The following is a 22,609-nucleotide window of genomic DNA, read 5'->3' as shown; positions in this document are numbered from 1 at the left end:
GGGTCAGCGCAGCGCCGCCGCCACCAGCTTGAGCAGGCGGGGATGGAGCGCGTCATTGGCGGCCAGCCACTGCTTGCGCTCGCGGGTCTGGTCGCCGCCCCGGAAATCGGTGACGAAGCCACCGGCTTCACGGACCAGCAGTTCGCCGGCCGCGACATCCCACGGGCTGAGATCGGTTTCCCAATAGCCGTCGAAACGCCCCGCGGCGACCCAGGCGAGATCGAGCGCGGCCGAGCCGAAGCGACGGACACCCGCGACTTCCGGGCCGAGCGTGCGGAAGATCCGCTGCCACACATCGAAATCGCCATGGCCGTTGAACGGCATGCCGGTGGCGAGCAGCGCCTCGGTCACGTCGCGACGCGCGGAGACGCGCAGGCGACGATCGTGCAGCCACGCGCCCCGGCCCTTCTCCGCCCAGAAGCTCTCGTCGGTGATCGGCTGGTAGACCAGCCCCGCGACGATCTCGCCCTTGCCGGACGGACGCGGCTCCTCGACCGCGATCGAGATCGCGAAGTGCGGCAGGCTGTGCAGGAAGTTGGTCGTCCCATCCAGCGGATCGACGATCCAGCGCGGCTTCGTGGGATCACCCTCGATGCTGCCGCCTTCCTCGGCCAGGATGCCCCAATCGGGGCGGGCGTGACGCAGCTCCTCGAGGATCGTGCGCTCGGCGGCCTTGTCGGCGGCCGAGACGAAATCCGCGGGGCCCTTGCGGGAGACCTGGAGGGCATCGACCTCGCCGAAGTCGCGGCGCAGCTTGGGGGCCGCCTTGCGGGCGGCCTTCTGCATGACGGTGATGAGGCCGGAATGGACTGCCATCTGATCAGTCCGCGCGACGGACGTAGGTTTGTTCGTAGACGTCGACGACGATGCGGACGCCGGCGCCGATGTGCGGCGGCACCATCACGCGCACGCCATTCTCGAGGATCGCCGGCTTGTAGGACGAGGAGGCGGTCTGCCCCTTCACCACCGCGTCGGCCTCGACGATCAGCGCCTCGATCGTGTCGGGCAGCTGCACCGAGATCGGGCGCTCGTCATAGAGCTCCATCACCACGTCCATGCCATCCTGCAGGAAGGCCGCCGCGTCGCCCAGCACGCCCTTGTCGAGCGTGATCTGGTCGTAATTTTCCTTGTCCATGAAAGTCAGCTGCTCGCCGTCGGCGAACAGGAACTGGAAATCCTTGGTATCGAGGCGCACGCGCTCGACCGATTCCGCCGAGCGGAAGCGGACATTGTTCTTGCGGCCGTCGATGAGGTTCTTCAGCTCGACCTGCATATAGGCGCCGCCCTTGCCGGGCTGGGTGTGCTGAATCTTCACGGCGCGCCAGATGCCGCCTTCATATTCGATGATGTTGCCGGGACGAATGTCCACGCCGCTGATCTTCATGGGCTACACCTGATGTTCAAGGATGGGAAAGAGCAGGCGCGGCCTGTAGCGCCGGATCGCCTCGCGGGCAAGTCGGCCATGAGTCGGGGCAACGGAGTCGGGGCAACGCCCGCCGTCGCCGCCCCCTGCGATGTCGCGTCATTTCCCCGCGAGGATGGGATAGGGATTGACCTCCTGCCCCTGCCACCAGCCTTCGCCGGGCGCCATGCGGTGGATCTCGAAATGGAGATGCGGGGCGGCCGGATCGGCGTCCCCGGTGGAGCCGACCGCGCCGATCTCCTGCCCGGCCTTGACCGTCTGCCCCTCCACCAGGGTCGGCGCATAATGATCGAGATGGGCATAATAATAGACGGTGCCGCCGTCGATCGAGCGTTCGTAGATGGTCGTGCCGCCGAGCCGGCTCTGGAACAGCTTGCCGATGATGCCGTCCGCGGCCGCCAGCACCGGCGTACCGGTCGGCGCCATGATGTCGATGGCATGGTGGACGCGAGCGCCGCCGCCGCGCGGCTCCGCCCAATTGTCGCGCAGCGCCGCGCGCTCGACGCCCTGCACCGGAATGACCAGGGAGGACGGCGCCTCCGCCCGCACGATGCGAGGGCCTGTCGTGCTACCGCCACCGGCGCCGCTCCAGCCCGGGCCGGTGACATGCACCACCGAGGCGAAGGCGATCAGCCCGGCCAGCAGCACCAGTGCGACGATGATTCCGAAGCGGCTCATGGCTGGAAGATAGCAGGCGTCCCCGGCTTGACCATCAGCGAAAGACGCGCCGCATCCCAGTTCGTCATCCGCACGCAGCCATGGCTGGCGGTGCGGCCGATATTCTCGGGAACCGGCGTGCCGTGGATGCCGTAATGCTCCTTGTTGAGGTCCATCCAGATCACCCCCACCGGGCCATTGGGGCCGGCCGGCAGCATCGCCGATTTCTCGCCCTTCTTGGCATCCCAGAACAGCTTGGGGTTGAAGTGGAAGGTCGGGTTGTAATCCAGCACCATGATCTTCCACGTGCCGATCGGCAGCGGATCGTGGCTGCTGCCCGTCGTCACCGGGAACTGGGCCAGCAGCTTGTCCTGCGCGTCATAGACGGAGAGCGTCTTGTCCGCCTTGGAGACGACGAGATGATCGGCCTTGGGCTGGCTCGAATCGACGTTGAGCCCGGCGAGCGTCTGCTTATAGGCCTCGGGAATGTCGGCCGGATAGGCGCGGCCGGCGGTGACGACGTCGGGCACCTTGATCTTCGCTCCCGGCGCCACCGGCGTATTCGGTGAATTGAGCGCGATCAGCACCGCGTTGGTGGTGTGATACCGCTCGGACAGCATCTCCAGCGGATTGGAATAGCCGAGCGAGGGGAGCTTGGCCTGCTCATCCTCCTTGTGCGGGATCGGGCCGACGAACTGGCCGGCCAGATCGGCCTCGGTCAGCACGATCTCGCGCACCGGCTGGGTCGCGTTGAAGCGATCGAGCGCGGCGCCGGTGCGCTGGTCGATCTCGCCGGTCGCAACCACGCCATTGGCCTTCTGGAAGCCGGCGATCGCCCGCTTGAGGCCCGCCCCTGCCCGGCCATCGATCACGCCCGGGGAAAAGCCGAGATGATCGAGGATCACCTGAGTCTTCATGATCGCGAGATCGGGGCCGGGTTTCGGTTTGGCCGCGGGAACCGCCGCAGGCCTGGCCGCCGCCGCCGGCCCCTTGCCGGGCACCACCGGCGCCGCGGCGAGCGCGCTGCCCAACAGCAATGCCACACCCACCGCCGTCATCTTCTTGTACCGGACCATGCATTCTCTCCGCGTCGTAACGGGAGAGTAACGCCCTGTAGCGGCTCAAATATCCCTCAGACGCGGCGGAGCGTCGGGATCGCCGGCCGCGAGGTCGCCTGGGAGAGCGCCAGCGCGATCAGCGCGACGCCGGCGAGGAAGATGTAGAAACCGAATCCCTCGCCCATCGCCGCCAGGGTGGCGATGCCGCCCAGCACCGCCGCACCGACATAGCCGCGCGGCACCACCAGCGGCAGCCGGATGGTGTCGACCGTCCGCACCGGGCCGTGCGATCCGGCCGGCTCGCGCAATCGCCGGGCGATCGCGGCGAGAAAGGCGATGGCGCAGGGCACCAGCGCGATCGCCGTCGCCAGCGCCGCCCAGCGCAGCGACAGGTGCAGGTCGCCCTGCCGCCAATCCAGCCACGCGCCGGCGCAATCCACCCCGGCCGCGACGAGCGCGGCGACGCGGGCGGCGCGGCGGATCATCCCTTGAGCACCGCGTCGAACGCCGCGATCGCCGCTGCCGGCCCGGCCGGATCGTTCCAGACGGCACCGCACACCGCGAGGAAATCGGCACCGGCCGCGATCAGGGGCGGCGCATTCTGCGGCGTGATCCCGCCGATCGCCACGCACGGCAATTCGAACAGCGTCGTCCACCAGCCGAGAAGGGAGAGCTCGGCCTGGTGCTTGGTCTCCTTGGTGGTGGTCGGGTAGAAGGCGCCGAACGCCACATAGTCGGCCCCGGCCTCGCCCGCTTCCATCGCGAGATGGCGGCTGTCATGGCAGGTCACGCCGATCTGCACCGACGGCCCGAGCACGTCCCGCGCCTCGCGCGCGTCGCCATCCTCCTGGCCGAGATGCACGCCGTCGGCGCCCAGCCTTTTGGCGAGGCCGATCGAGTCGTTGACGATGAAGGCGACATCGCGATCCGCGCACAGCTTCTGGATCGGTTCGGCGAGCTTGGCGATCGCATGATCGTCGATCAGGCCCTTGAGGCGCAGCTGGAACGCCGCCACCGGCCCGCCATCGAACGCCGCCGCCAGCGTATCCACGAAATCCGTGGTGATCGCGGGCGGCGAGATCAGATAGAGTTGGCACGGCGGCCGACGCCGATCATCCTCGAACCGCGCGGCGAAGCCTGGATCAAGCTTCAGTTCAGATTCATCGATCTCCATGCCCGCGCTCTAGACTCGCGATCGCGGCGTGGAAAGCGGCGGGATCGTCCAGACGGTGCGCAATCGTCGATATGATGCGCCGACGCCTCACTTTGATCGGCTCGCGCAGATCGAACATGATGTTCGGCCAGGCGATCAGCGCAAGATTCAGGGTCGTTTTTCGCTTGATCGCGTCCTGATCCCAGCCTGTCCGAACGCCCGCAATATCGTCGATATCGACGGTGACGGAGAGGCGGCGACCCAGCCGCATGGTGAGCGTGCGCCCCGCGATCGTCACCGGCCAGCGCCGGAACGAGCGCAGCAGCCTGACGAGCATGACGATGACCGCAATATCCAGCAGCGACAGTGCCAGCGCCACCTTCCAGCCCCAGATCGCCATGGCGAGGATGTGGACGACGATGGTCTCGACGATGGCGAGCCCCATCAGCACGCCCAGCATCGGGCCGATGCTGCGATGATAGGCGAAGGACAGGACCGCCGCACCACCATCCGACGATGGCGCGGCGGTCGTCACCTGTCGCCTACGCCTTCACCACCGAGGCGGTGTAGATTTCGTCGATCGCCGCGGCGAGCGCCGCATCGAACTCGCCGTCGGTCATGCCGTGGCGGAGGTCTTCCAGCAGCGCGCGCGAGAAGCTGCCGATCATGCCGTGGTTATGGGCGAGATGCTCGCATGCCTCGGCGCGCGCATAGCCACCGGACAGCGCCACCACGCGGGTCACGCGCAGATGGCCGATCAGCGGCGCGTAGAGATCGGGCTTGGCCGGGATCGACAGCTTGAGCATCACCTGCTTGTCGCCGGTCATCGCATCCAGCGCCTTCGTGATCTCGTCGAGCAGGATATCCTCGATCGCCTCGCGGTCGGGCGCCTTGATCGAGACTTCGGGCTCGATGATCGGCATCAACCCGTGGCCGATGATCTGCTCGGCGATGGCGAACTGCTGCTTTACGATCGCGGCGATGCCCTCGCGGTTCGCCGCCTTGATCACCGAGCGCATCTTGGTGCCGAACACGCCGAGCTTCACCGCGCGCTCGAGCAGCGGATCGAGGCCGGGGATCGGCTTCATCAGTTGCACGCCGTTTGCCTCGTCCTCCAGCCCCTTGTCCATCTTCAGGAAGGGCACGACGCCGCGATTCCACAGCGCGGTCGGCACCGGCACGCCATCGGCCTGCCCGTCCATGGTCTTCTCGAACAGGATCGCGGCCAGCACTTTCTGGCCGGTGAAGGACGGCGCGGTGATGATGCGGACGCGCATCTGGTGGATCGCCTCGAACATGCCCGCTTCGGTGGCATAATCGCTTTCGGGGACGCCATAGGCCTTGAGCGCGCCGGGGGTGGAACCGCCGCTCTGGTCGAGCGCGGCGATGAAACCCGCCCCGCCGGTCATCTGCGCCATCATCTTCGGATCGGTCATCGAGGCCCTCGCTCCTTGGGATTGTGCGGTGCAATAAATACTAAGCCGGTGACGGCAAGGCTGACAACGCCGTCACGCACAATCATTTCCAATCCGATTTCGGAACGGGCGCCCAGGGCGGCCCTTTCAGCTCCAGCGTATTGCCCTCGGGATCGTCCAGATAGATGGATGGCCCCTCGCCATCCGAACCGTAGCGGGAAAGGATCTCGGCGGTGATGCCGTGCCCTTTCAGTTCCTTCAGGATCGCCGGGCCATCCCATGGCAGCACGCGGAAGCAGATGTGATCGACGTTGCGGCCTTCCTGGCCCGGCGCCGCGCCGCCGACCCGCCCCGCCTTGGAATCGACCGGCACGAGATCGATCAGCGCCTCGCCGACGCGCAGCTGGTAGAGGCCGATCTGCTCCTGATGCCGCTCGAATCGGGCGCCCAGCACATCAATGTAGAAACGCGCCATCCGGTCGAGATCGACCACGCGGAGCACCACATGGTCGATCGCCCGGATGGTGATCATGCCGTGAGTGCCGCGACGCCCGGGAGCTCCTTGCCTTCCATCCATTCGAGGAAGGCGCCGCCCGCCGTCGAGACGAAGGTGAAGGCGTCGGCCACGCCGGCCTGGTTGAGCGCCGCGACGGTGTCGCCGCCGCCCGCCACCGAGACGAGGCTGCCGTCCTGGGTCAGCGCCGCCGCCGTCTTGGCGAGGCTGACCGTGGCGGCGTCGAACGGCGGCGTCTCGAACGCGCCCATCGGCCCGTTCCACACCAAAGTGCGGCAATTCTTGAGCACGTCGCCCAGCGCCTCGACCGCGGCTGGGCCGACGTCGAGGATCATCTCGTCGGCAGCGACCTCGTGGACGTTGACGGTGCGGGTCGGCGGGTTGGCGCGGAATTCCTTCGCCACCACCACGTCATAGGGCAGATGGACGGTGCAATTGGCCCTGTCGGCCGCCTCGAGGATCTCGTCGGCGGTGCCGGTCAGGTCGTGCTCGCACAGCGACTTGCCGACATCGACGCCGCGCGCGGCGAGGAAGGTGTTGGCCATGCCGCCGCCGATGATCAGGTGATCGACCTTGGCGACGAGATGCTTGAGCACGTCGAGCTTGGTCGAGACCTTGGCGCCGCCGACCACGGCCGCGACCGGATGCTCGGGGTTGCCCAGCGCCTTCTCCAGCGCGGTCAGTTCCGCCTCCATCGCGCGGCCGGCATAGGCCGGCAGCTGGTGGGCGAGCCCCTCGGTGGAAGCATGGGCGCGGTGCGCGGCCGAGAAGGCATCGTTCACATACAGATCGCCGAGCTTCGCCATCGCTTCGGCCAGCGCGGGATCATTCTTTTCCTCGCCCTTGTGGAAGCGGGTATTCTCCAGGATCGCGATCTGGCCAGGCTCCAGCCGCGCGACGGCGGCCTCCGCATCCTCGCCCACGCAATCGTCGATGAAGGCGACCTCGCGGCCGAGCACGTCGCGCAGCGCATGGGTGACGAGCGCGAGGCTCATATCCGGGTTGCGCTCGCCCTTGGGGCGGCCGAAATGGGCGAGGATCAGCACGATCGCGCCCTTGTCGGAGAGTTCGGCGATGGTCGGCGCGGCAGCGCGCAGGCGCGTATCGTCGGTGACCCGCGCACCGTCCATCGGCACGTTGAGATCCTCGCGGACCAGCACGCGCTTGCCCTTCACGTCACCGATGTCGTCGAGTGTCTTGAACGAAGTCATACCGCCTCCCGCAAATTGTGAATGTCCAGCGTTACCGGGTCGCCGAGCGCGATCGCGCCCGCCCCGATCACGCGCATCGTGCGACCGCCGCGCCAGTCCGGCGTCAGCGCCGCTTCGAGCCCCACCGCCACGCCTTCCATGCGCTGGCAGGGATCGCATTCCCCGGTGATCTCGAACAATGCCGAACCGATCCGCAGGCGCGCGCCCGGATCGCGCGGCAGATCGATGCCGTCGACCAGCAGGTTCACCCGCCTGTCCGACCAGACGACCGGCGGATGACCGAGTTCCGCCATCGCCGCATCCCAGTCCGCCTTCATCATCGCGGTGACCTGCCGGCGGCCCCTGCCGCCGGGCTTGATCCTGCCGCGAAAATCGCCCTCGATGCCGCTCTCCAGCCCGACAAGGGCGCGGTCGATCGTCTCGACCGCGCCCTTGGGGCGGCTTTTCCTCGCAATGCCGAGGAGACGGCCGGTCACACCGGCGCTCCCGCTCGGCACGCCGTCACCTTCTCCCCGTTCGTGCTGAGCGAAGTCGAAGCACGTGCCCCGGGCGATGCGCCTGTGGCATGTCCTTCGACGGGCTCAGGACGAACGGGGAAAGGGTATGCCGAACGCAAGTCTCAGAGCGTCTTGGCGATCGCGCCGGCCGTGTCGACCATGCGGTTCGAGAAACCCCATTCATTGTCGTACCAGCTGAGCACGCGGACCAGCTTGCCCTCGAGCACCGTCGTCTCGAGGCTGTCGACGGTCGAGGAGACCGGCGCACCGTTGAGATCGATCGAAACCAGCGGCTCGTCGGTGTAATCGAGCACGCCCTTCAGCGGGCCTTCGGCGGCCGCCTTGAGCAGCGCGTTGACCTCGTCCTTGGTGGTGTCGCGCTTGGGCGTGAAGGTCAGGTCGATGATCGAGACGTTGGGCGTCGGCACGCGGATGGCCGAGCCATCCAGCTTGCCCTTCAGCTCGGGCAGCACCTCGCCCACGGCGCGGGCTGCGCCGGTGGTGGTCGGGATCATCGACATCGCGGCGGCGCGTGCCCGGCGCGGATCGCTGTGGACCTGATCGAGGATCTTCTGGTCGTTGGTGTAGGCGTGGATGGTGGTCATCAGGCCGCGCTCGATGCCGATCGCATCGTTCAGCACCTTGGCGACCGGCGCCAGGCAGTTGGTCGTGCAGGAGGCATTGGAGATGATCGTCATCTCCGACGTGATCTTCTCGTGGTTGACGCCGAACACGACGGTGAGGTCGACACCCTTGGCCGGGGCCGAGATCAGCACCTTCTTGGCGCCGGCGGCGAGATGCTTGCCGGCGGAGTCGCGATCGGTGAAAAAGCCGGTGCATTCCAGCGCGATGTCGACGCCGTTGGCGGCGTGCGGCAGATTGGCCGGATCACGCTCGGCGGTGACGCCGATACGCTTGCCGTCGATGATCAGATCATGGCCGTCGACCTCGACGGTGCCCTTCCAGGTGCCATGGACCGAATCGCGCTTGAACAGGCGGGCATTGTCCTCGGGCTTGCCGAGATCGTTGATCGAGACCAGCTCGAGCCCGCAATCCGGCCGCTCCAGAATCGCACGCGCAACCAACCGGCCGATGCGGCCGAAGCCGTTGATCGCAACCTTAACAGCCATTGTCGTCTCTCCCTCGGGCAATCGATGGGCGAACGCCGGCACGCAGGAATGGATGGCCGGCGGCCTCCCGGAAAACAGGCGGGCCAGTGAGTCAGGCCCGGTCGCCCGCCCCTTTGTCCTGCGCCTGAGCGAACGTCAACCGCGGCGGGCTGCCGTTGCGTCCGCGCGGGGCCGTGCTATGCCGAAGCATGACCATGGAAAGCCAGCGTTTCCAACAGGCCTTGGCCCGTATTGAAGCCGCTATCGAACGTGTCGCGGAGGCCGTGGCCTCGCCTGCGGCCTCCGCGCCCCTGCCCGCGAACGGTGCCGACGACGGGCGCCTCGCCGCGCTGGAGGCCCGACACCGCAAGCTCCACGACGGCGCGACCGACGCCCTCGCCCGGCTCGATCGCCTGATCGAGGGACAGGGCTGATGGCGCAGGTGGAGATCGAGATCGGCGGCCGGCGCCACGAACTGACCTGCCGCGATGGCGAGGAGGATCGGCTGCGGCTGCTCGGCCGGCTGGTCGATGCCAAGATCGGCGACGTCTCCAGGGCGATCGGCAAGGCCAGCGAGGCGCGCGAGCTGCTGCTGACCGCGCTGCTGCTCGCCGATGAGCTGGACGAGGCGCGCAACGCCGCCGCCAAGGGCCGGATCGAGGAGGCCCAGCGCATCACCGCGATGGAGCGCTGCGCCGAGAAACTGGAAAGCATCGCCATGCGACTTGAGAAGCCGGGCGAGAACGCCTAGATTGTTCGGCGGTGGGCACTGCCCGATACGAGCTTTTGCGAACATCCCTGAGGCGATTCACATCCTAAGGGGGCTGTCTCTGGGCGGATCCTGGTCCGCACTATATGGTTCCCACCTGACGTAAAAGGCGTCAGAGGATATTCCAGCAAACGGTCATGGCGGTCCCACCACCCATCCCTGACCCCGGTTTCGATGCCCTCGACAAGGCCGAGCAGCGGCGCGCGTTGCGGGCGCGCAGGCGTGCTTTCGTGGGCGACGCCGCCGCGATCGAACGCCGGCTTGCCCCGCTATTGTCCCGCGAAGGGCCGATTGCCGGCTATGTCGCCCATCGCGGCGAACCCGATATCCTGCCCTTCCTGTCGCGCGCCTTCCACCTCGGGCATGAGGTGGCGCTGCCGGTTCCCGGCGACGACGCCATGCACTTCGTCCGCTGGCATCCCGATATCACGATGCAGCCCGGGCTTGCCGGCATCCCGCAGCCGGCCGACGGCAGACCGATCGCGCCGGCGATCATCCTGGCCCCGCTGCTCGGCTTCGATCGCGCCGGGCACCGGCTCGGCCAGGGCGGCGGCTATTATGATCGCTGGTTCGCGGCCCATCCGCAGGCTTGGCGGATCGGCGTCGCGTGGAGCATACAGGAGGTCGAGCGCCTCCATCCCGAGCCATGGGACATGCCGCTGCACGCGATCGTGACCGAGAAGGAATGGATCGAGCCATGATCCCGCCCGAACCCTATCGGCCAAGCTGGCGCCGCACCGCGGGGGCGCTGGCGATCCTCGTGCTGATCATCGTCTGGGCGGGACTGGTCGTGCAGTTGGCCGATCCCGTGGGGCGGCTGCCGTCGCTGGTGCAGGGGCTGTTCTATCTGGTCGCCGGCATCGGCTGGATCTGGATATTGCCGCTCCGCCGCATCCTGCAATGGAGCGAGACCGGGCGCTGGCGTCGCTAGGCGGTCGCCAGCGCCCGGCGCGGATCAGGCGAGCGCGGCCTTGACCGATTCGGCCATCGGCGTGGTCGACTTGCCGGTCAGCGCCGACAACGCACGGCCATCGTCGAACAGCGCGCCGGCAGCGGTGCCGGTGCCCCAGCTGGCGAGCATCGCGGCAAAGTCCGCCGGCAATCCGAAGCCGGCCAGCGCCGCCGCATAATCGGCCTCGGACAGGTTCCGGTAGGGGATGTCCTGGCCCGTCTGGCGCGAAATCTCCGCGGCGAGATCGGCGAGCGTATAGGCGTCGTCGCCAGCCAGTTCATAGACCTTGCCCTCATGGCCCGCGCCGATGAGCACCGCGACGGCGGCGTCGGCATAGTCTGTGCGGGTGGCGGACGAGATGCGGCCTTCGCCCGACGTGCCGATAAACGCCCCGCCGGCGACCGCACCGCCGACCGAGCCGGTATAATTCTCGGTATACCAGCCGTTGCGCAGGATCGTCGCCGGCACGCCCGACGCGGCGAGATCGGCTTCGGTCGCCAGATGCTCGGCCGCCAGGCTGAGCGGCGAGACATCGGCATGGAGCAGGCTGGTATAGACGATCCGGGTGACGCCGGCGGCCTTGGCGGCCTCGATCACGTGGCGATGCTGCGCCACCCGCTCGCCGACGGCATTGGACGAGACGAGCAGCAGCGTGTCGACGCCCTCCAGCGCGGGGGCCAGCGTCGCCGGCGCGGCATAATCGAACCCGCGGACAGGAACGCCCAGATCGGACGCCTTCTCCGGCGTGCGCGCCAGCGCGACGATATCGTCGGCCGCGATCTTCTGCTTCAGCGCCTCGATGACGAGACGGCCGAGCTGGCCGGTGGCGCCCGTGACGGCAATGGTCATGGTATCTGATCCCTTATGCTGGTGAATGGTGGGTCGATATCTCTGACCTAGCATTACAGTTGCATTCTAGTTTTGAGATGAGCTCGTCTGGCAGCGGCTTGGTGCGCGCGTCGCCAGCATGACCAGGCGATGATGTACGCGGGCCGTATGCGGCGCTGAGCGAGCTTGTTGGCGATCCGCCGAACTTCCTGGATCGACCAGCGGATCAGATCCTGACGGTCCGCGTCCTCGATCTTTTTGGGGGCGTCACGGCATTGGCGCGGTATCGGATCACCGCCATCATGGCGAAGGCGAGCATGACCAGAGAGACGTGGCGATGCCAGCCATGCCACGAACGGCTTTCGTTATGATCGAGGCCGAGTTCGTTTTTGGTGGTCTCGAAGCTATCTTCAATCGCCCAACGACGGCCTTCGACAGCGACGAGTGTCTGGATGTTGGTGCCGGCCGGGCACCAGGTCGTGAAGTAGGCCAGGTCACCGTCGCTGATGTTACGGCGGATCAGCAGGCCCCGGGTCCACACGCCTGATTTCGTCTCGTCATATTCATCGGCATCGAGATCGGCGAGCTCGCAATATGCCCAGTCATGAAGACGGGCGCCCTTTGTGCCCTCACCAGCGGACAGGCGTTTCCATGCGTCTGCATCGAGGTCTTGTGCGATCTCCTCCGCCTTGCCTGCGACCGGGGGCTTGTCGCCCCAAGAGCCAAAATAGTGATCCGACTTCACGCCGAGAACGTAGCCCTTGCAGGCTCGACGCAGGGCCTGCTCGACGTCACCGACCCCATATACGGCGTCCGCCGCGACCCATGAAAATGGGACCTTGGCCGCCAAAGCCCGCTGTATCATCTGAACAGCCAAAGCCGGCTTGGTGGCGAAGGCTAACGCTTCAGGGACATGGGTTGCGGCAAGTCGTGCGGGATCACCCGTCCAGCTCTTTGGAAGATACAAAGCGCGATCGATAAACGCGTGCCCGCGAGCCGATACATAGGCCACGAATACACCGATCTGGCAGTTCGTGATCTTGCCAGCCGATCCGGTATATTGACGCGCAACGCCACAGGAAGCCTTGCCTTGCTTGAGGAAACCGGTCTCGTCGATGACCAGGACTGCCTCGTCGGTCGCAAGGCTCTCAACAACATAGTCTCGTACGATGTCGCGAAGCTCGTCTGCCTCCCATCGCCCGCGGCCCAAAATAGCCTGTTGCCGCCAAGGCCCCGGATCCCCTGCAGCCTCGGCGCGCATCCAACCCGTCTTGCGGCGCTCGTCACTCAGCAAGCCGTCCAGAAACAGGTTCGCAGACGCCGCAACGCGCTCCTGCGTGAACAACCCGCGCATACGGCTCTTCACGTCCCGCAGCGAGGACGCCCACAACTCCAGTGTCGCTTCTATCGATGCACCCGTCATCCACGGCCTCCTTACCATGGAGACCTATTGATTCAGAGTTCCGCTTGATATGCAACTGTAATGCTAGGCGCCTTGATTATTATTCGTAAGTACGTACACAGAAGTAAGTATGGAAAAAGATCGCACACCCCCGCTTTCGCTCTCGGCCAGGCTGGCGCGCGGCGACCTGATGGCGGCCGATTGTCCGTCCCGCGCGATCCTCCAGCATATGACGAGCCGGTGGGGCGTGCTGGTGCTGATCGCGCTGGAAGACCGCACGCTGCGGTTCGGCGAGATGAAACGGATGATCGGCGGCGTCAGCGAGCGGATGCTGGCGCAGACGCTGCAATGGCTCGAAGGCGACGGGCTGGTCATTCGCAAGGCCTTCGCGGTGGTGCCGCCGCATGTCGAATATCGGCTCACCCCGCTCGGGGTGGAGGCGGCGCACCGGGTCCGCTCGCTGGCCGACTGGATCGAGACGGCGATGCCGCAGATGATGGCGGCGTGGGACGCGCGCGGCGCCGAAGCGCTGGCATCCGCCGATTGATCGTCCGCCGCGGGGCCGCCATGGCGGGCCTGGACGAAGCATTATATTCATGACGATCGCGATCACCGAAGGGGCACATATATGAGCGGATTCCATCGCCGGGATATCCTGGCCGGCGCCACCGGGCTGACCGCGAGCCTGGCCCTGCCGCGCGCCGCGTTCGCCGCCGATGGCGCGCCGGCCGCCGTGGCGCCGGCAGACGCTGCCGCCGCATCGCTGCTGGCCGAGATCGCGCAGACGCTGATCACCGAATATCCCGAGAACGCGACCTATTATGGCATCGACACCGGCCAATATGCGGTGCTGGGTTCCCGGCTGACCGATCGTTCGCTGGCCGCCGAGCACCGCCGGAGCGCATGGGCGACGCAGACGCTGGCGCGCCTCCAGGCGATCGATCGCGGCCCGCTCTCGTCTGCGCAGGCGCTCGACCTGGACGTCACGCAGGACGCCTTCCAGAGCGCGGTGGCGGGATGGCGCTTTCCCTATGGCGACATGGCGGCGCTGAACGGCCAGAACAGCTTCCGCAACACGCCTTATACGGTCACGCAGCTCGGCGGGGCCTTCGTCGACATCCCCGATTTCCTCGACAGCAAGCAGCCCGTCACCGATGCCGCCGATGCCGATGCCTATCTCGCCCGGGTCGAGGATTATGCCGGCGAACTGGTCGCCGAGACCGAGCGGCTGGATCGGGAGCGCGCAGCCGGTGTCGTCGCGCCCGACTTCATCCTCGATATCGTCCTCGGCCAGATGACGACCTCCCGTGCTGCGCCGGTCGGCGACTGGGAGCTGGTCGGGTCGCTCCGCCGCAAGGCCAAGGCGGCCGGCCTGCCCGATCGCTTCGCCGAACAGGGCGAGGCGCTGGCCCGATCGAAGGTCGCCCCAGCACTCGATCGCCAGATCGCCGCGCTGAAGGCCTCGCGCGCCGTCGCCACCGCCGATGCCGGGGTGTGGAAGCTGCCGCAGGGCGAGGATTATTATGCGTGGACGCTGCGCGCCGGCACCACCACCACCGCCAGCGCCGAGGAGATGCACGCGCTCGGCCGCGAGCAGATCGCGAGGATCCAGTCGGAGATGGACATCCTGCTCAAGGCGCAGGGGCTGACCCAGGGCAGCGTCGGCGCACGGATGGAGGCGCTCGCCAAGCGCCCGGACCAGCTGTTCGCCGACAGCGACGCCGGCCGCGCCCAGCTGCTCGCCTATCTCAACGGTCGCATCGCCGATGTCCGCCCCCGCCTGCCCCGCGCCTTCGCGACCTTGGTGCAGGGCAAGCTGATCATCAAACCCGTGCCCGTCTCGATCCAGGACGGCGCGCCGCTCGGCTATGCCGCCGCCGGCTCGATCGACGGCAAGGTGCCGGGCAATTACTATATCAACCTCAAGGACATGCACGTCTGGCCGCGCTTCTCGCTGCCGACGCTCTGCTATCATGAGGGCATTCCCGGCCATGTCTGGCAGGGCGAATATGCCAACCGGTTGCCGCTGCTCCGCACCTATCTCGCGTTCAACGCCTATTCGGAAGGCTGGGCGCTCTATTCCGAGCAGCTGGCCGACGAACTGGGCGTCTATGAGGGCGATCCGCTGGGCAAGCTCGGCTATCTCCAGTCGATCGGCTTCCGCGCCTGCCGGCTGGTGGTCGATACCGGCATCCACGCCAAGCGCTGGACGCTCCAGCAGGGCATCGACTGGATGCGCGCCAACACCGGATCGTCGCTCGCCGAGGTGCAGAGCGAGGTCACCCGCTATTGCGCGATGCCGGGGCAGGCCTGCGGCTACAAGATGGGCCACAACCAGATCAACATGCTCCGTCTGAAGGCGCAGGCCGCCTTGGGCGGCCGCTTCGATCTGCGGCGCTTCGACGATGCGGTGGTGCTATCGGGCAATGTGCCGCTGACGCTGCTGGAGCGCATCGTCGACCGCTACATTGCCACCGCCAAGGCCTGAGCCTCAGCCCAGCGCGATCGGCGCATCACCGGGCCGCCAAGGTTCGGTGCGCGCCATCATGCGCTCGAACAGGGCGGCGGCGATATAGCCGTCCAGCCAGTCGCGGACATGAGGCAGCGGCTGGGCGTCGAACCACGCCCGATCGGTGGCGGCGAACTGGCGGACGAAGGGGATGATCGCCGCATCGGTCAGCCCGCGCCGGACACCGTGGAGGAAAGGCGCGTCCGCCAGCCGTTCCTCGATCGCACCGAGCATCGCCAGCCCCGCGGCGCGATGTTCGCCCGGATCGGACCCGTGGCGGTGCGGATATTTGTAGCGATCGAGATGATGCTTGAACGCGCCGTCATTGGCCGCGATCAGGGCGTCGTCCACGCCGTCCAGCCAGCTTTCCGGGTCGTTCCCCGCCAACGCCCAGCGCATGATGTCGAGGCTCTGGTCGATCACCCGCCCGTCCGGCAGAGACAGCACCGGCACCGTCGCCTTGGGGGACAGCGCCACCATCTCGGCGGGCTTGGCGGCGAGCTTCACCTCGCGCCATTCGCACTGCGTTCCGCTCACCAGCAGCGCCAGCCTCGCCCGCATCGCATAGGGGCAGCGCCGGAAGCTGTAGAGGATCGGCCTAGCCGTCACGCGGCCCGGCGGCGTGGTGCGGCAGGACGGCGCCGACATGGGCCATACCGCGCGCATCCGCCAGCATCGTCTGCCGCATCCGCTCGGCATAGCCGGCGCGCTGCGCGTCGCTGCGTTCGGCATGGCAAGCGGGGCAGCTGACGCCCTCGGCATAGAGCGGCGACGCCTTGGCCGCCGCATCGATCGGGCGGCGGCAGGCATGGCAGAGTTCGTGGGTTCCCTGCCCCAGCCCGTGGGTGATCGTCACGCGCTGGTCGAAGACGAAGCATTCGCCTTCCCACAGGCTGTCTTCCGGGGCCACCGTTTCCAGATATTTGAGGATGCCGCCCTTCAGGTGATAGACCTCGTCCAGCCCTTCCGCCTTGAGGAAGGCGGTCGATTTCTCGCAGCGTATGCCGCCGGTGCAGAACATCGCGATCTTGGGCGGCGCGCCCGCGCCCAGCAGCGATTCGCGATTCGCCCGGAACCAGGCGGGGAAATCGCGGAAGGTCGGGGTTTGGGGATCGATCGCGCCGGCGAAGGTGCCGATCGCGACCTCATAATCGTTGCGGGTGTCGATCAGGATCGTGCCGGGTTCGGCGATCAGCGCGTTCCAGTCCTCCGGCGCGACATAATGGCCGACATCGGTCAGCGGATCGATGCCCTCTTCCCCCATCGTCACGATCTCGCGCTTGATGCGGACCTTCATGCGATGAAAGGGCAGGCTTTCCGCGCGTGAGAATTTGACATCCAGCTCCGCGCAGCCCGGCAGGGCGCGCACATGGGCCAGCACGACCTCGATCGCATCGTCATCGCCGGCAATGGTGCCGTTGATGCCTTCGGGGGCGAGCAACAGCGTGCCCTTCACGCCGCGCGCGCAGCACAGCTGCGCCAGCGGCCCGCGGATCGCCTCGATATCGTGGAAGGGCGTGAATCGGTACAGAGCCGCGACGCGGATCGGGAGGCTATGGTCAGTCATATCCCGCAATCCGGTCTTCGATGCATGATCCGGCAAATGTCTTGCCTGGATGCCCCGTGAGGATTCGAACCTCAATTAACGGAGTCAGAGTCCGTAGTCTTACCTTTAGACGACAGGGCAGCATCAGGCAGGCGGGCCATCTAGATTCGTCCGCCTGCCGTGTCAACGCCCGATGGCCTTGCAGCGAAGCTTTTGCATCTATACCTTCCTCGGCAAGCATCGGCGGGATCGTCCGCCGGGACATTTTTTTGGATTGGATCAGCGGCCGATGGCGCACGATGCCGCCAGCGTCAGGCCGCGCGCCGGGAGACATTCCGGCACGCAGGGCCGTAAGCCCCCGCCGATGAAGCGGGACGCGGAACAGCGCCGCACCTATGCGGCGCTCGATTTGGGCACCAACAATTGCCGTCTGCTGATCGCGCGCCCGTCGGCCGACGGGTTCGTGATCATCGACGCCTTCTCGCGCATCGTCCGGCTCGGCGAAGGCCTCGCCTCGTCGGGGCGCATTTCCGATGCGGCGATCGCGCGCGGCGTCGCCGCATTGTCGATCTGCGCGGACAAGCTGCGCCGGCGCCACGTCACCCTCGTCCGCTCGGTCGCGACCGAGGCTTGCCGCCGTGCCACCAATGGCCGCGCGTTCGTGGACAAGGTGCGGGCCGAGACCGGCATCCTGCTCGACGTGATCGATCCCGGCGAGGAGGCGCGGCTGGCCGTGCTCGGCTGCCAGGCGCTGCTGCCGGCCGGCGATGGCCCGGCGCTGATCTTCGATATCGGCGGCGGCTCGACCGAGCTGGTGCTGGTCGAAACCGATGACGACGGCACCTGCCGCATCCTCGACTGGTTTTCGGCGCCATGGGGGGTGGTCTCGCTCACCGAGGCCGAAGGCGGCCGCCGTTCGGACGATACTGCGCAATCGATCGCGGCCTATGCCCGCATGAAGAACCGCGTCGCGGGCGCCTTCGCCGATTTCGCTGCCACCCTGCCCCGCCCGCTGGTGCCGCCGCGCCTGCTCGGCACCAGCGGCACGGTGACGACCCTCGCCAGCCTGCATCTCGGGCTGCCGGCCTATGATCGCCGCGCGGTCGATGGGCTGGTGGTGCCGGCGGACGCGATGCGCGGCATCTCGCTGCGCCTTTCGGGCATGACCGTCCGCGAGCGCGCGACCGTACCCTGCATCGGCAACGAGCGCGCCGATCTGGTGGTGGCGGGCTGCGCGATCCTGGAGGCGATCCTCGATATCTGGCCGGCCGACAAGCTCGGCGTCGCCGATCGCGGCATTCGCGAGGGCATATTGCGTTCGCTGATGGCCCGCGACGGCTCGGTCGTCTAAGGCCGCCAGATGAGCATCACGCGCAGCAGCGGCCCCGGCGGCCGGCAGAGGGTCAAGACCGCCAAGGGCCGCACCACCGCGTCGGTTCGCTGGCTCGAACGCCAGCTAAACGATCCCTATGTCCGCCAGGCCAAGGCTGACGGCTATCGCAGCCGCGCCGCCTACAAGCTGATCGAGCTGGACGAGCGCTTCGGCTTCCTCAAGGGCGTCACCCGCGTCGTCGATCTCGGCATCGCGCCGGGCGGCTGGACCCAGGTGGTCCGCCGCAAATGCCCCAAGGCGAAGGTCGTAGGGATCGATCTGCTGCCGGTCGATCCGATCGACGACGTGACGATCCTCATGATGGACTTTCTGGATGACGACGCTCCCCGCGTGCTGACCGAGGCGCTGGGCGGCGAGGCCGATCTGGTGCTGTCGGACATGGCCGCCAACACCGTCGGCCATCAGCAGACCGATCATCTGCGCACGATGGCGCTGGTCGAGGCCGGCGGGCTGTTCGCCACCGAGATCCTGCGCAAGGGCGGCACCTTCGTCGCCAAGGTGCTGGCCGGCGGCGCCGACAGCGAACTGGTCGCCGAGCTCAAGCGCAACTTCACCGCGGTGAAGCACGCCAAGCCGCCCGCCAGCCGCAAGGAATCCTCCGAATGGTATGTGGTGGCGCAGGGCTTCAAGGGCCGGCCCGAAGCCTGACCCGTTGCACCCGGCTCTACGCGCACCATATCCGGCTCCGTAACATCTGAGCGGGAATTTCATGAGCGAAGACAAGATCGGCTGGCACGGCACCACGATCCTTTCGGTGCGGCGCGGTGGCAAGGTGGTGATCGCCGGCGACGGCCAGGTTTCCATGGGCAACACCGTGATGAAGCCCAATGCGCGCAAGGTGCGCACCCTTCACGACGGCGGCGTGATCGCCGGTTTCGCCGGCGCCACCGCCGACGCCTTCACCCTGTTCGAGCGACTGGAGGCCAAGCTGGAGCGTCATCACGGCCAGCTGATGCGCGCCGCGGTGGAACTCGCCAAGGATTGGCGAACCGACAAATATCTCCGCAACCTCGAAGCGCTGATGATCGTCGCCGACAAGGAGGTGACTTTGATCCTCACCGGCAATGGCGACGTGCTGGAGCCGGAACATGGCATCGCCGCGATCGGATCGGGCGGCAACTACGCGCTTTCCGCGGCGCGCGCGCTGGTCGATTACGAATCGGACGCCGAGACGGTCTGCCGCAAGGCGATGGCGGTCGCCGCCGAGATCTGCGTGTTCACCAACGACCGGCTGACCATCGAGACGCTGGAGTCAGCCTCCTGAACCCGAAGCCCCTCCCTGAAAGGGAGGGGTTGGGGTGGGTTCGCATCCGTATCGCGCAGCCCACGCCCCAGACGAACCCACCCCCGTCCCCTCCCTTCCAGGGAGGGGGGAGAATAGAAGAATGAACGACGCCCTCACCCCCAAAGCCATCGTCCGCGCGCTGGACGAGCACATCATCGGTCAGGCCGACGCCAAGCGCGCCGTCGCGGTCGCGCTCAGGAACCGTTGGCGGCGCCAGCGGCTCGGCGCCGACCTGCGCGACGAGGTCAGCCCCAAGAACATCCTGATGATCGGCCCCACCGGCTGCGGCAAGACCGAGATCAGCCGCCGCCTGGCCAAGCTCGCCGACGCGCCGTTCGTGAAGGTCGAGGCCACCAAGTTCACCGAGGTCGGCTATGTCGGCCGCGACGTCGAGCAGATCGCCCGCGATCTAGTCGAGGATTCGATCCGGCTGGAGCGCGAGCGCCGCCGCGTCGCGGTGAAGGACAAGGCGCAGGAGGCCGCGCTCGGCCGCCTGCTCGAGGCGCTGGTCGGCAAGGATGCCTCGGAAGCGACGCGCATCGCCTTCACCCAGCGCTTCCACGACGGCCAGCTCGACGACAAGGAGATCGAGATCGAGGTCGAGGATACGCCGCAGGCCCCGTTCGAGGTGCCCGGCATGGGCGGCCAGGTCGGCATGATCAACCTGTCCGACATGATGGGCAAGGCGTTCGGCGGCAACAAGCCGGTCAAGCGCCGCAAGCTGCCGGTGCGCGATGCCTGGAAGAAGCTGGTCGAGGAGGAGAGCGACAAGCGGCTCGACAGCGACGACCTCAACCGCGCCGCGCTGGCCGATGCGGAAGCGAACGGCATCGTCTTCCTCGACGAGATCGACAAGATCGCGGTGTCCGACGTGCGCGGCGGCTCGGTCAGCCGCGAGGGCGTGCAGCGCGACCTGCTGCCGCTGATCGAGGGCACCACGGTCGCCACCAAATACGGCCCGATGAAGACCGACCATGTGCTCTTCATCGCATCGGGCGCGTTCCATGTCGCCAAGCCGAGTGACCTGCTCCCCGAACTCCAGGGCCGCCTGCCGATCCGCGTCGAGCTGAAGGCGCTGACCGAGGAGGATTTCGTCGCGATCCTGACCGACACGCGCGCGTCGCTCACCCAGCAATATGTCGGGCTGATCGGCACCGAGGGCGTCACCATCGCCTTCACCGACGACGGCATCCGGGCGATCGCCAGGATCGCCGCGCAGGTGAATGACAGCGTCGAGAATATCGGCGCCCGCCGGCTCCAGACGGTGATGGAGAAATTGCTCGAGGAAGTCAGCTTCGAGGCGGAGGATCGCCAGGGCAGCACGCTCACCGTTGACGCCGCCTATGTCGAAGGGCAGCTTGCCGGCGTCGCGAAGAACACCGACCTCAGCCGCTACATCCTGTAGCGGCCGGGGCGGCGGCGCTGGGGGCAGCGCGGGGCAACGACGACGGGGGGATGCAGATGGCGGTTCGGAAAGTCTCGGGATTCACGGTCGCCGCAGTCCTGCTCTCCACGATGATCGGAGCCTCGGCGGCGAACGCGCTGCATCCCGGACAGGCTGCGCCCGCCTATATGGTCACCATGTTCGACAAGCAGAAGATCACGTCCGACCAGCTGCGCGGACAGGTGGTGATGATCAATCTGTGGGCGACCTGGTGCGGCCCCTGCAAGCGCGAGCTGCCCGCGATCGACGCTTATTACCGGCAGCACGCCAAGGATGGCCTGCGCGTCTTCGCGGTGGCGACCGAGGATTCGGTGCCCGATTATATGCTCAAGCCGCTGTCCGCGATGCTGGCCTTCCCGCTCGCCCATCGCGTCTCGGGTTCGGCCTTCCAGACGCTCGGCGGCGTGCCGACCAGCTATATCATCGATCGCGCCGGCGTGGTCCGCTACGCCAAGGCCGACGCCTTCGACCAGCAGACTCTCGACGCCGTGGTCGGCCCGTTGCTGGCGGAACCGGCGCCGGCGGTGACGGCGGCGCGTTAGGTCGGATCGCCGTTCGATCACTGACGATATATGCTGCCTTGGAGCGCATGATGTCGTCAGCCGAGCAATCTGGCGAACTGGCTCGCTTGCTGTGAACTGAGTCCATCGAGCCAATAGCGCAGACACTCCGGATCATGCGCTGCATGGCGGCCGGCCTGCTCAGGAAAAGGCAGATAACCGTCATCATAGTCGCGCATCACGGCCAGCCACGCTCCGATATCACGATCGGCCGCTTCGCCCAGATCGACGGTCTGGCCACCATCGGGGCCGCCGCGCACTTTGAAGATAATCTGATGATGAGCGGTACTTTTGCTATGCCAGAGATGACACCCGCGAGCGGTTACCGTCGCATCAGCCAGCGCGAAATAAACGTCATGATGCCATGGCAGCGCGGGATGAATCAGCACCCGATCGTCCATCACCATGACATATCCGCGCTGCGCTAGCGCCGTGCCCCCGACCAGCGTGGCGAATAGCAGGGCAAGCACCGTCAACTTGAGCATCGCCCGGAGGTTCAGCACCAGAACGACGCCTCCCAATATCATTGGGACCATGAACGCAGTGACGATCCATCCGTCCGGCTGAAACCACAAACTCGTCATAGCCGAGCTAGAACGCGCCTGATCCAACCACTGATCACGCGGCGCTCCTAGATAGACAACCACTGCCAAGCCCAGGCTGACCCAAAGAAAGATGCTGGCCATTTGGAGAATCTTCTGCCGGATCGTCAAAGATCGCTGATCGATCAAAAGGCCGCCCGATCTCTCCCCGTCGAGCCGTGCGGATCCAGGCATATCGCGATAATCAGCCATGGCCTTCCCCACCCCTTGCCGCTTCTGTCAGGCTAGCCAAACCCAGGAAGCGCACAAGATCAAAGCCGTGGCGCCTTTTTGAAGATGTGC

At 66.9% G+C, this 22,609-nt stretch carries 28 protein-coding genes, 1 tRNA gene and 1 other RNA gene; 12 read left to right on the top strand and 18 right to left on the bottom strand.

The features are described 5' to 3' along the window. Window positions 1–3 precede the first annotated feature (3 nt). From PBT88_RS05805 to gap, 12 genes are all read right to left on the bottom strand, one after another. Window positions 4–816 (bottom strand): inositol monophosphatase family protein, encoded by an 813-nt coding sequence (locus tag PBT88_RS05805; protein ID WP_270078267.1) that lies wholly within the window; start codon window positions 814–816, stop codon window positions 4–6. Window positions 817–820: 4 nt separating this feature from the next. Next, the gene (gene efp, locus PBT88_RS05800; RefSeq protein WP_270078266.1) at window positions 821–1,384 is read right to left on the bottom strand and encodes an elongation factor P; all 564 of its coding nucleotides are present in this window, start codon (window positions 1,382–1,384) and stop codon (window positions 821–823) included. A gap of 138 nt (window positions 1,385–1,522) precedes the next feature. Next, window positions 1,523–2,101, bottom strand: coding sequence for a M23 family metallopeptidase (locus PBT88_RS05795; protein WP_270078265.1), 579 nt, complete (start codon window positions 2,099–2,101; stop codon window positions 1,523–1,525). Continuing rightward, window positions 2,098–3,156, bottom strand: coding sequence for a L,D-transpeptidase family protein (locus PBT88_RS05790; protein ID WP_270078264.1), 1,059 nt, complete (start codon window positions 3,154–3,156; stop codon window positions 2,098–2,100). Before PBT88_RS05790 ends, PBT88_RS05795 begins: the two co-directional genes overlap by 4 nt. 56 nt (window positions 3,157–3,212) lie before the next feature. Continuing rightward, a complete protein-coding gene (locus tag PBT88_RS05785; protein ID WP_270078263.1) occupies window positions 3,213–3,623 on the bottom strand; it encodes a hypothetical protein in 411 nt (136 codons plus the stop codon). Then, window positions 3,620–4,312 carry a thiamine phosphate synthase gene (gene thiE, locus PBT88_RS05780; protein ID WP_270078262.1) on the bottom strand — a complete coding sequence of 231 codons (693 nt, stop codon included), beginning with the start codon at window positions 4,310–4,312 and terminating at the stop codon, window positions 3,620–3,622. Before thiE ends, PBT88_RS05785 begins: the two co-directional genes overlap by 4 nt. Then, window positions 4,299–4,751 (bottom strand): hypothetical protein, encoded by a 453-nt coding sequence (locus PBT88_RS05775; RefSeq protein ID WP_270078261.1) that lies wholly within the window; start codon window positions 4,749–4,751, stop codon window positions 4,299–4,301. The genes thiE and PBT88_RS05775 overlap by 14 nt, the downstream gene beginning before the upstream one ends. Before the next feature lie 82 nt (window positions 4,752–4,833). Continuing rightward, window positions 4,834–5,727 (bottom strand): fructose bisphosphate aldolase, encoded by an 894-nt coding sequence (locus PBT88_RS05770; protein ID WP_270078260.1) that lies wholly within the window; start codon window positions 5,725–5,727, stop codon window positions 4,834–4,836. An 82-nt stretch (window positions 5,728–5,809) separates the two neighbouring features. Further along, complete coding sequence (locus tag PBT88_RS05765; protein ID WP_270078259.1) at window positions 5,810–6,238, bottom strand: VOC family protein; 429 nt, start codon at window positions 6,236–6,238, stop codon at window positions 5,810–5,812. Continuing rightward, a complete protein-coding gene (locus tag PBT88_RS05760; protein ID WP_270078258.1) occupies window positions 6,235–7,431 on the bottom strand; it encodes a phosphoglycerate kinase in 1,197 nt (398 codons plus the stop codon). Before PBT88_RS05760 ends, PBT88_RS05765 begins: the two co-directional genes overlap by 4 nt. Next, window positions 7,428–7,907, bottom strand: a complete 480-nt coding sequence (locus PBT88_RS05755; RefSeq protein WP_270078257.1) for an MOSC domain-containing protein — start codon at window positions 7,905–7,907, stop codon at window positions 7,428–7,430. The genes PBT88_RS05760 and PBT88_RS05755 overlap by 4 nt, the downstream gene beginning before the upstream one ends. 143 nt (window positions 7,908–8,050) lie before the next feature. Next, entirely contained in the window at window positions 8,051–9,058 is a 1,008-nt protein-coding gene (gap, locus tag PBT88_RS05750) for a type I glyceraldehyde-3-phosphate dehydrogenase (protein WP_270078256.1), read from the bottom strand. Window positions 9,059–9,246: 188 nt separating this feature from the next. Between gap and PBT88_RS05745 the strand changes: the two genes are divergently transcribed. From PBT88_RS05745 to PBT88_RS05730, 5 genes are all read left to right on the top strand, one after another. After that, window positions 9,247–9,471 carry a hypothetical protein gene (locus PBT88_RS05745; protein WP_270078255.1) on the top strand — a complete coding sequence of 75 codons (225 nt, stop codon included), beginning with the start codon at window positions 9,247–9,249 and terminating at the stop codon, window positions 9,469–9,471. After that, complete coding sequence (locus PBT88_RS05740) at window positions 9,471–9,788, top strand: cell division protein ZapA (protein ID WP_270078254.1); 318 nt, start codon at window positions 9,471–9,473, stop codon at window positions 9,786–9,788. The genes PBT88_RS05745 and PBT88_RS05740 overlap by 1 nt, the downstream gene beginning before the upstream one ends. A 12-nt stretch (window positions 9,789–9,800) precedes the next feature. Then, window positions 9,801–9,957: non-coding RNA, 6S RNA (gene ssrS, locus PBT88_RS21265), on the top strand. Then, window positions 9,944–10,507 carry a 5-formyltetrahydrofolate cyclo-ligase gene (locus PBT88_RS05735; RefSeq protein ID WP_270078253.1) on the top strand — a complete coding sequence of 188 codons (564 nt, stop codon included), beginning with the start codon at window positions 9,944–9,946 and terminating at the stop codon, window positions 10,505–10,507. Before ssrS ends, PBT88_RS05735 begins: the two co-directional genes overlap by 14 nt. Continuing rightward, the gene (locus PBT88_RS05730; protein ID WP_270078252.1) at window positions 10,504–10,737 is read left to right on the top strand and encodes a DUF2842 domain-containing protein; all 234 of its coding nucleotides are present in this window, start codon (window positions 10,504–10,506) and stop codon (window positions 10,735–10,737) included. The genes PBT88_RS05735 and PBT88_RS05730 overlap by 4 nt, the downstream gene beginning before the upstream one ends. 24 nt (window positions 10,738–10,761) lie before the next feature. Here PBT88_RS05730 and PBT88_RS05725 read toward each other — a convergent pair whose 3' ends face one another. Then, the gene (locus PBT88_RS05725; RefSeq protein ID WP_270078251.1) at window positions 10,762–11,607 is read right to left on the bottom strand and encodes an SDR family oxidoreductase; all 846 of its coding nucleotides are present in this window, start codon (window positions 11,605–11,607) and stop codon (window positions 10,762–10,764) included. Window positions 11,608–11,812: 205 nt separating this feature from the next. After that, on the bottom strand, window positions 11,813–13,027 hold the full coding sequence (locus PBT88_RS05720) for an IS701 family transposase (protein ID WP_270075978.1): 1,215 nt from the start codon (window positions 13,025–13,027) through the stop codon (window positions 11,813–11,815). Between the two features lie 91 nt (window positions 13,028–13,118). On the opposite strand from PBT88_RS05720, the gene PBT88_RS05715 reads away from it, so the two are divergent. After that, window positions 13,119–13,535, top strand: coding sequence for a winged helix-turn-helix transcriptional regulator (locus PBT88_RS05715; RefSeq protein WP_270078250.1), 417 nt, complete (start codon window positions 13,119–13,121; stop codon window positions 13,533–13,535). A gap of 81 nt (window positions 13,536–13,616) precedes the next feature. Next, window positions 13,617–15,476 (top strand): DUF885 domain-containing protein, encoded by a 1,860-nt coding sequence (locus tag PBT88_RS05710; protein ID WP_270078249.1) that lies wholly within the window; start codon window positions 13,617–13,619, stop codon window positions 15,474–15,476. A 3-nt stretch (window positions 15,477–15,479) separates the two neighbouring features. Here the strand turns inward: PBT88_RS05710 and PBT88_RS05705 are convergent, their stop codons facing one another. The 3 genes from PBT88_RS05705 to PBT88_RS05695 all read right to left on the bottom strand — a co-directional run bounded on the left by PBT88_RS05705 (window position 15,480) and on the right by PBT88_RS05695 (window position 17,184). Further along, the gene (locus PBT88_RS05705) at window positions 15,480–16,145 is read right to left on the bottom strand and encodes a glutathione S-transferase (RefSeq protein WP_270078248.1); all 666 of its coding nucleotides are present in this window, start codon (window positions 16,143–16,145) and stop codon (window positions 15,480–15,482) included. Further along, window positions 16,096–17,064: an oxygen-dependent tRNA uridine(34) hydroxylase TrhO gene (trhO, locus tag PBT88_RS05700; RefSeq protein WP_270078247.1), complete on the bottom strand. Its 969-nt coding sequence runs from the start codon at window positions 17,062–17,064 to the stop codon at window positions 16,096–16,098. The genes PBT88_RS05705 and trhO overlap by 50 nt, the downstream gene beginning before the upstream one ends. 46 nt (window positions 17,065–17,110) lie before the next feature. Beyond that, a tRNA-Gln gene (locus PBT88_RS05695) sits at window positions 17,111–17,184 on the bottom strand. 148 nt (window positions 17,185–17,332) lie between these two features. Here PBT88_RS05695 and PBT88_RS05690 point away from each other — a divergent pair. From PBT88_RS05690 to PBT88_RS05670, 5 genes are all read left to right on the top strand, one after another. Next, entirely contained in the window at window positions 17,333–18,394 is a 1,062-nt protein-coding gene (locus PBT88_RS05690) for a Ppx/GppA phosphatase family protein (protein WP_407696521.1), read from the top strand. Window positions 18,395–18,403: 9 nt separating this feature from the next. Then, entirely contained in the window at window positions 18,404–19,084 is a 681-nt protein-coding gene (locus tag PBT88_RS05685; RefSeq protein ID WP_270078245.1) for an RlmE family RNA methyltransferase, read from the top strand. A gap of 61 nt (window positions 19,085–19,145) precedes the next feature. After that, window positions 19,146–19,700, top strand: a complete 555-nt coding sequence (gene hslV / locus PBT88_RS05680; RefSeq protein ID WP_270078244.1) for an ATP-dependent protease subunit HslV — start codon at window positions 19,146–19,148, stop codon at window positions 19,698–19,700. A gap of 121 nt (window positions 19,701–19,821) precedes the next feature. Beyond that, entirely contained in the window at window positions 19,822–21,126 is a 1,305-nt protein-coding gene (hslU, locus tag PBT88_RS05675) for an ATP-dependent protease ATPase subunit HslU (RefSeq protein ID WP_270078243.1), read from the top strand. 56 nt (window positions 21,127–21,182) lie between these two features. Continuing rightward, a complete protein-coding gene (locus PBT88_RS05670; protein ID WP_270078242.1) occupies window positions 21,183–21,707 on the top strand; it encodes a TlpA family protein disulfide reductase in 525 nt (174 codons plus the stop codon). 56 nt (window positions 21,708–21,763) lie between these two features. Here the strand turns inward: PBT88_RS05670 and PBT88_RS05665 are convergent, their stop codons facing one another. Then, complete coding sequence (locus PBT88_RS05665) at window positions 21,764–22,519, bottom strand: hypothetical protein (protein WP_270078241.1); 756 nt, start codon at window positions 22,517–22,519, stop codon at window positions 21,764–21,766. Window positions 22,520–22,609: the final 90 nt, after the last annotated feature.

The organism is Sphingomonas abietis (genome assembly GCF_027625475.1).
Classification (GTDB): domain Bacteria; phylum Pseudomonadota; class Alphaproteobacteria; order Sphingomonadales; family Sphingomonadaceae; genus Solisphingomonas; species Solisphingomonas abietis.
The sequence above is the reverse complement of the archived record's forward strand: the minus strand, read 5'-3'. Positions and strand labels throughout refer to the sequence as shown.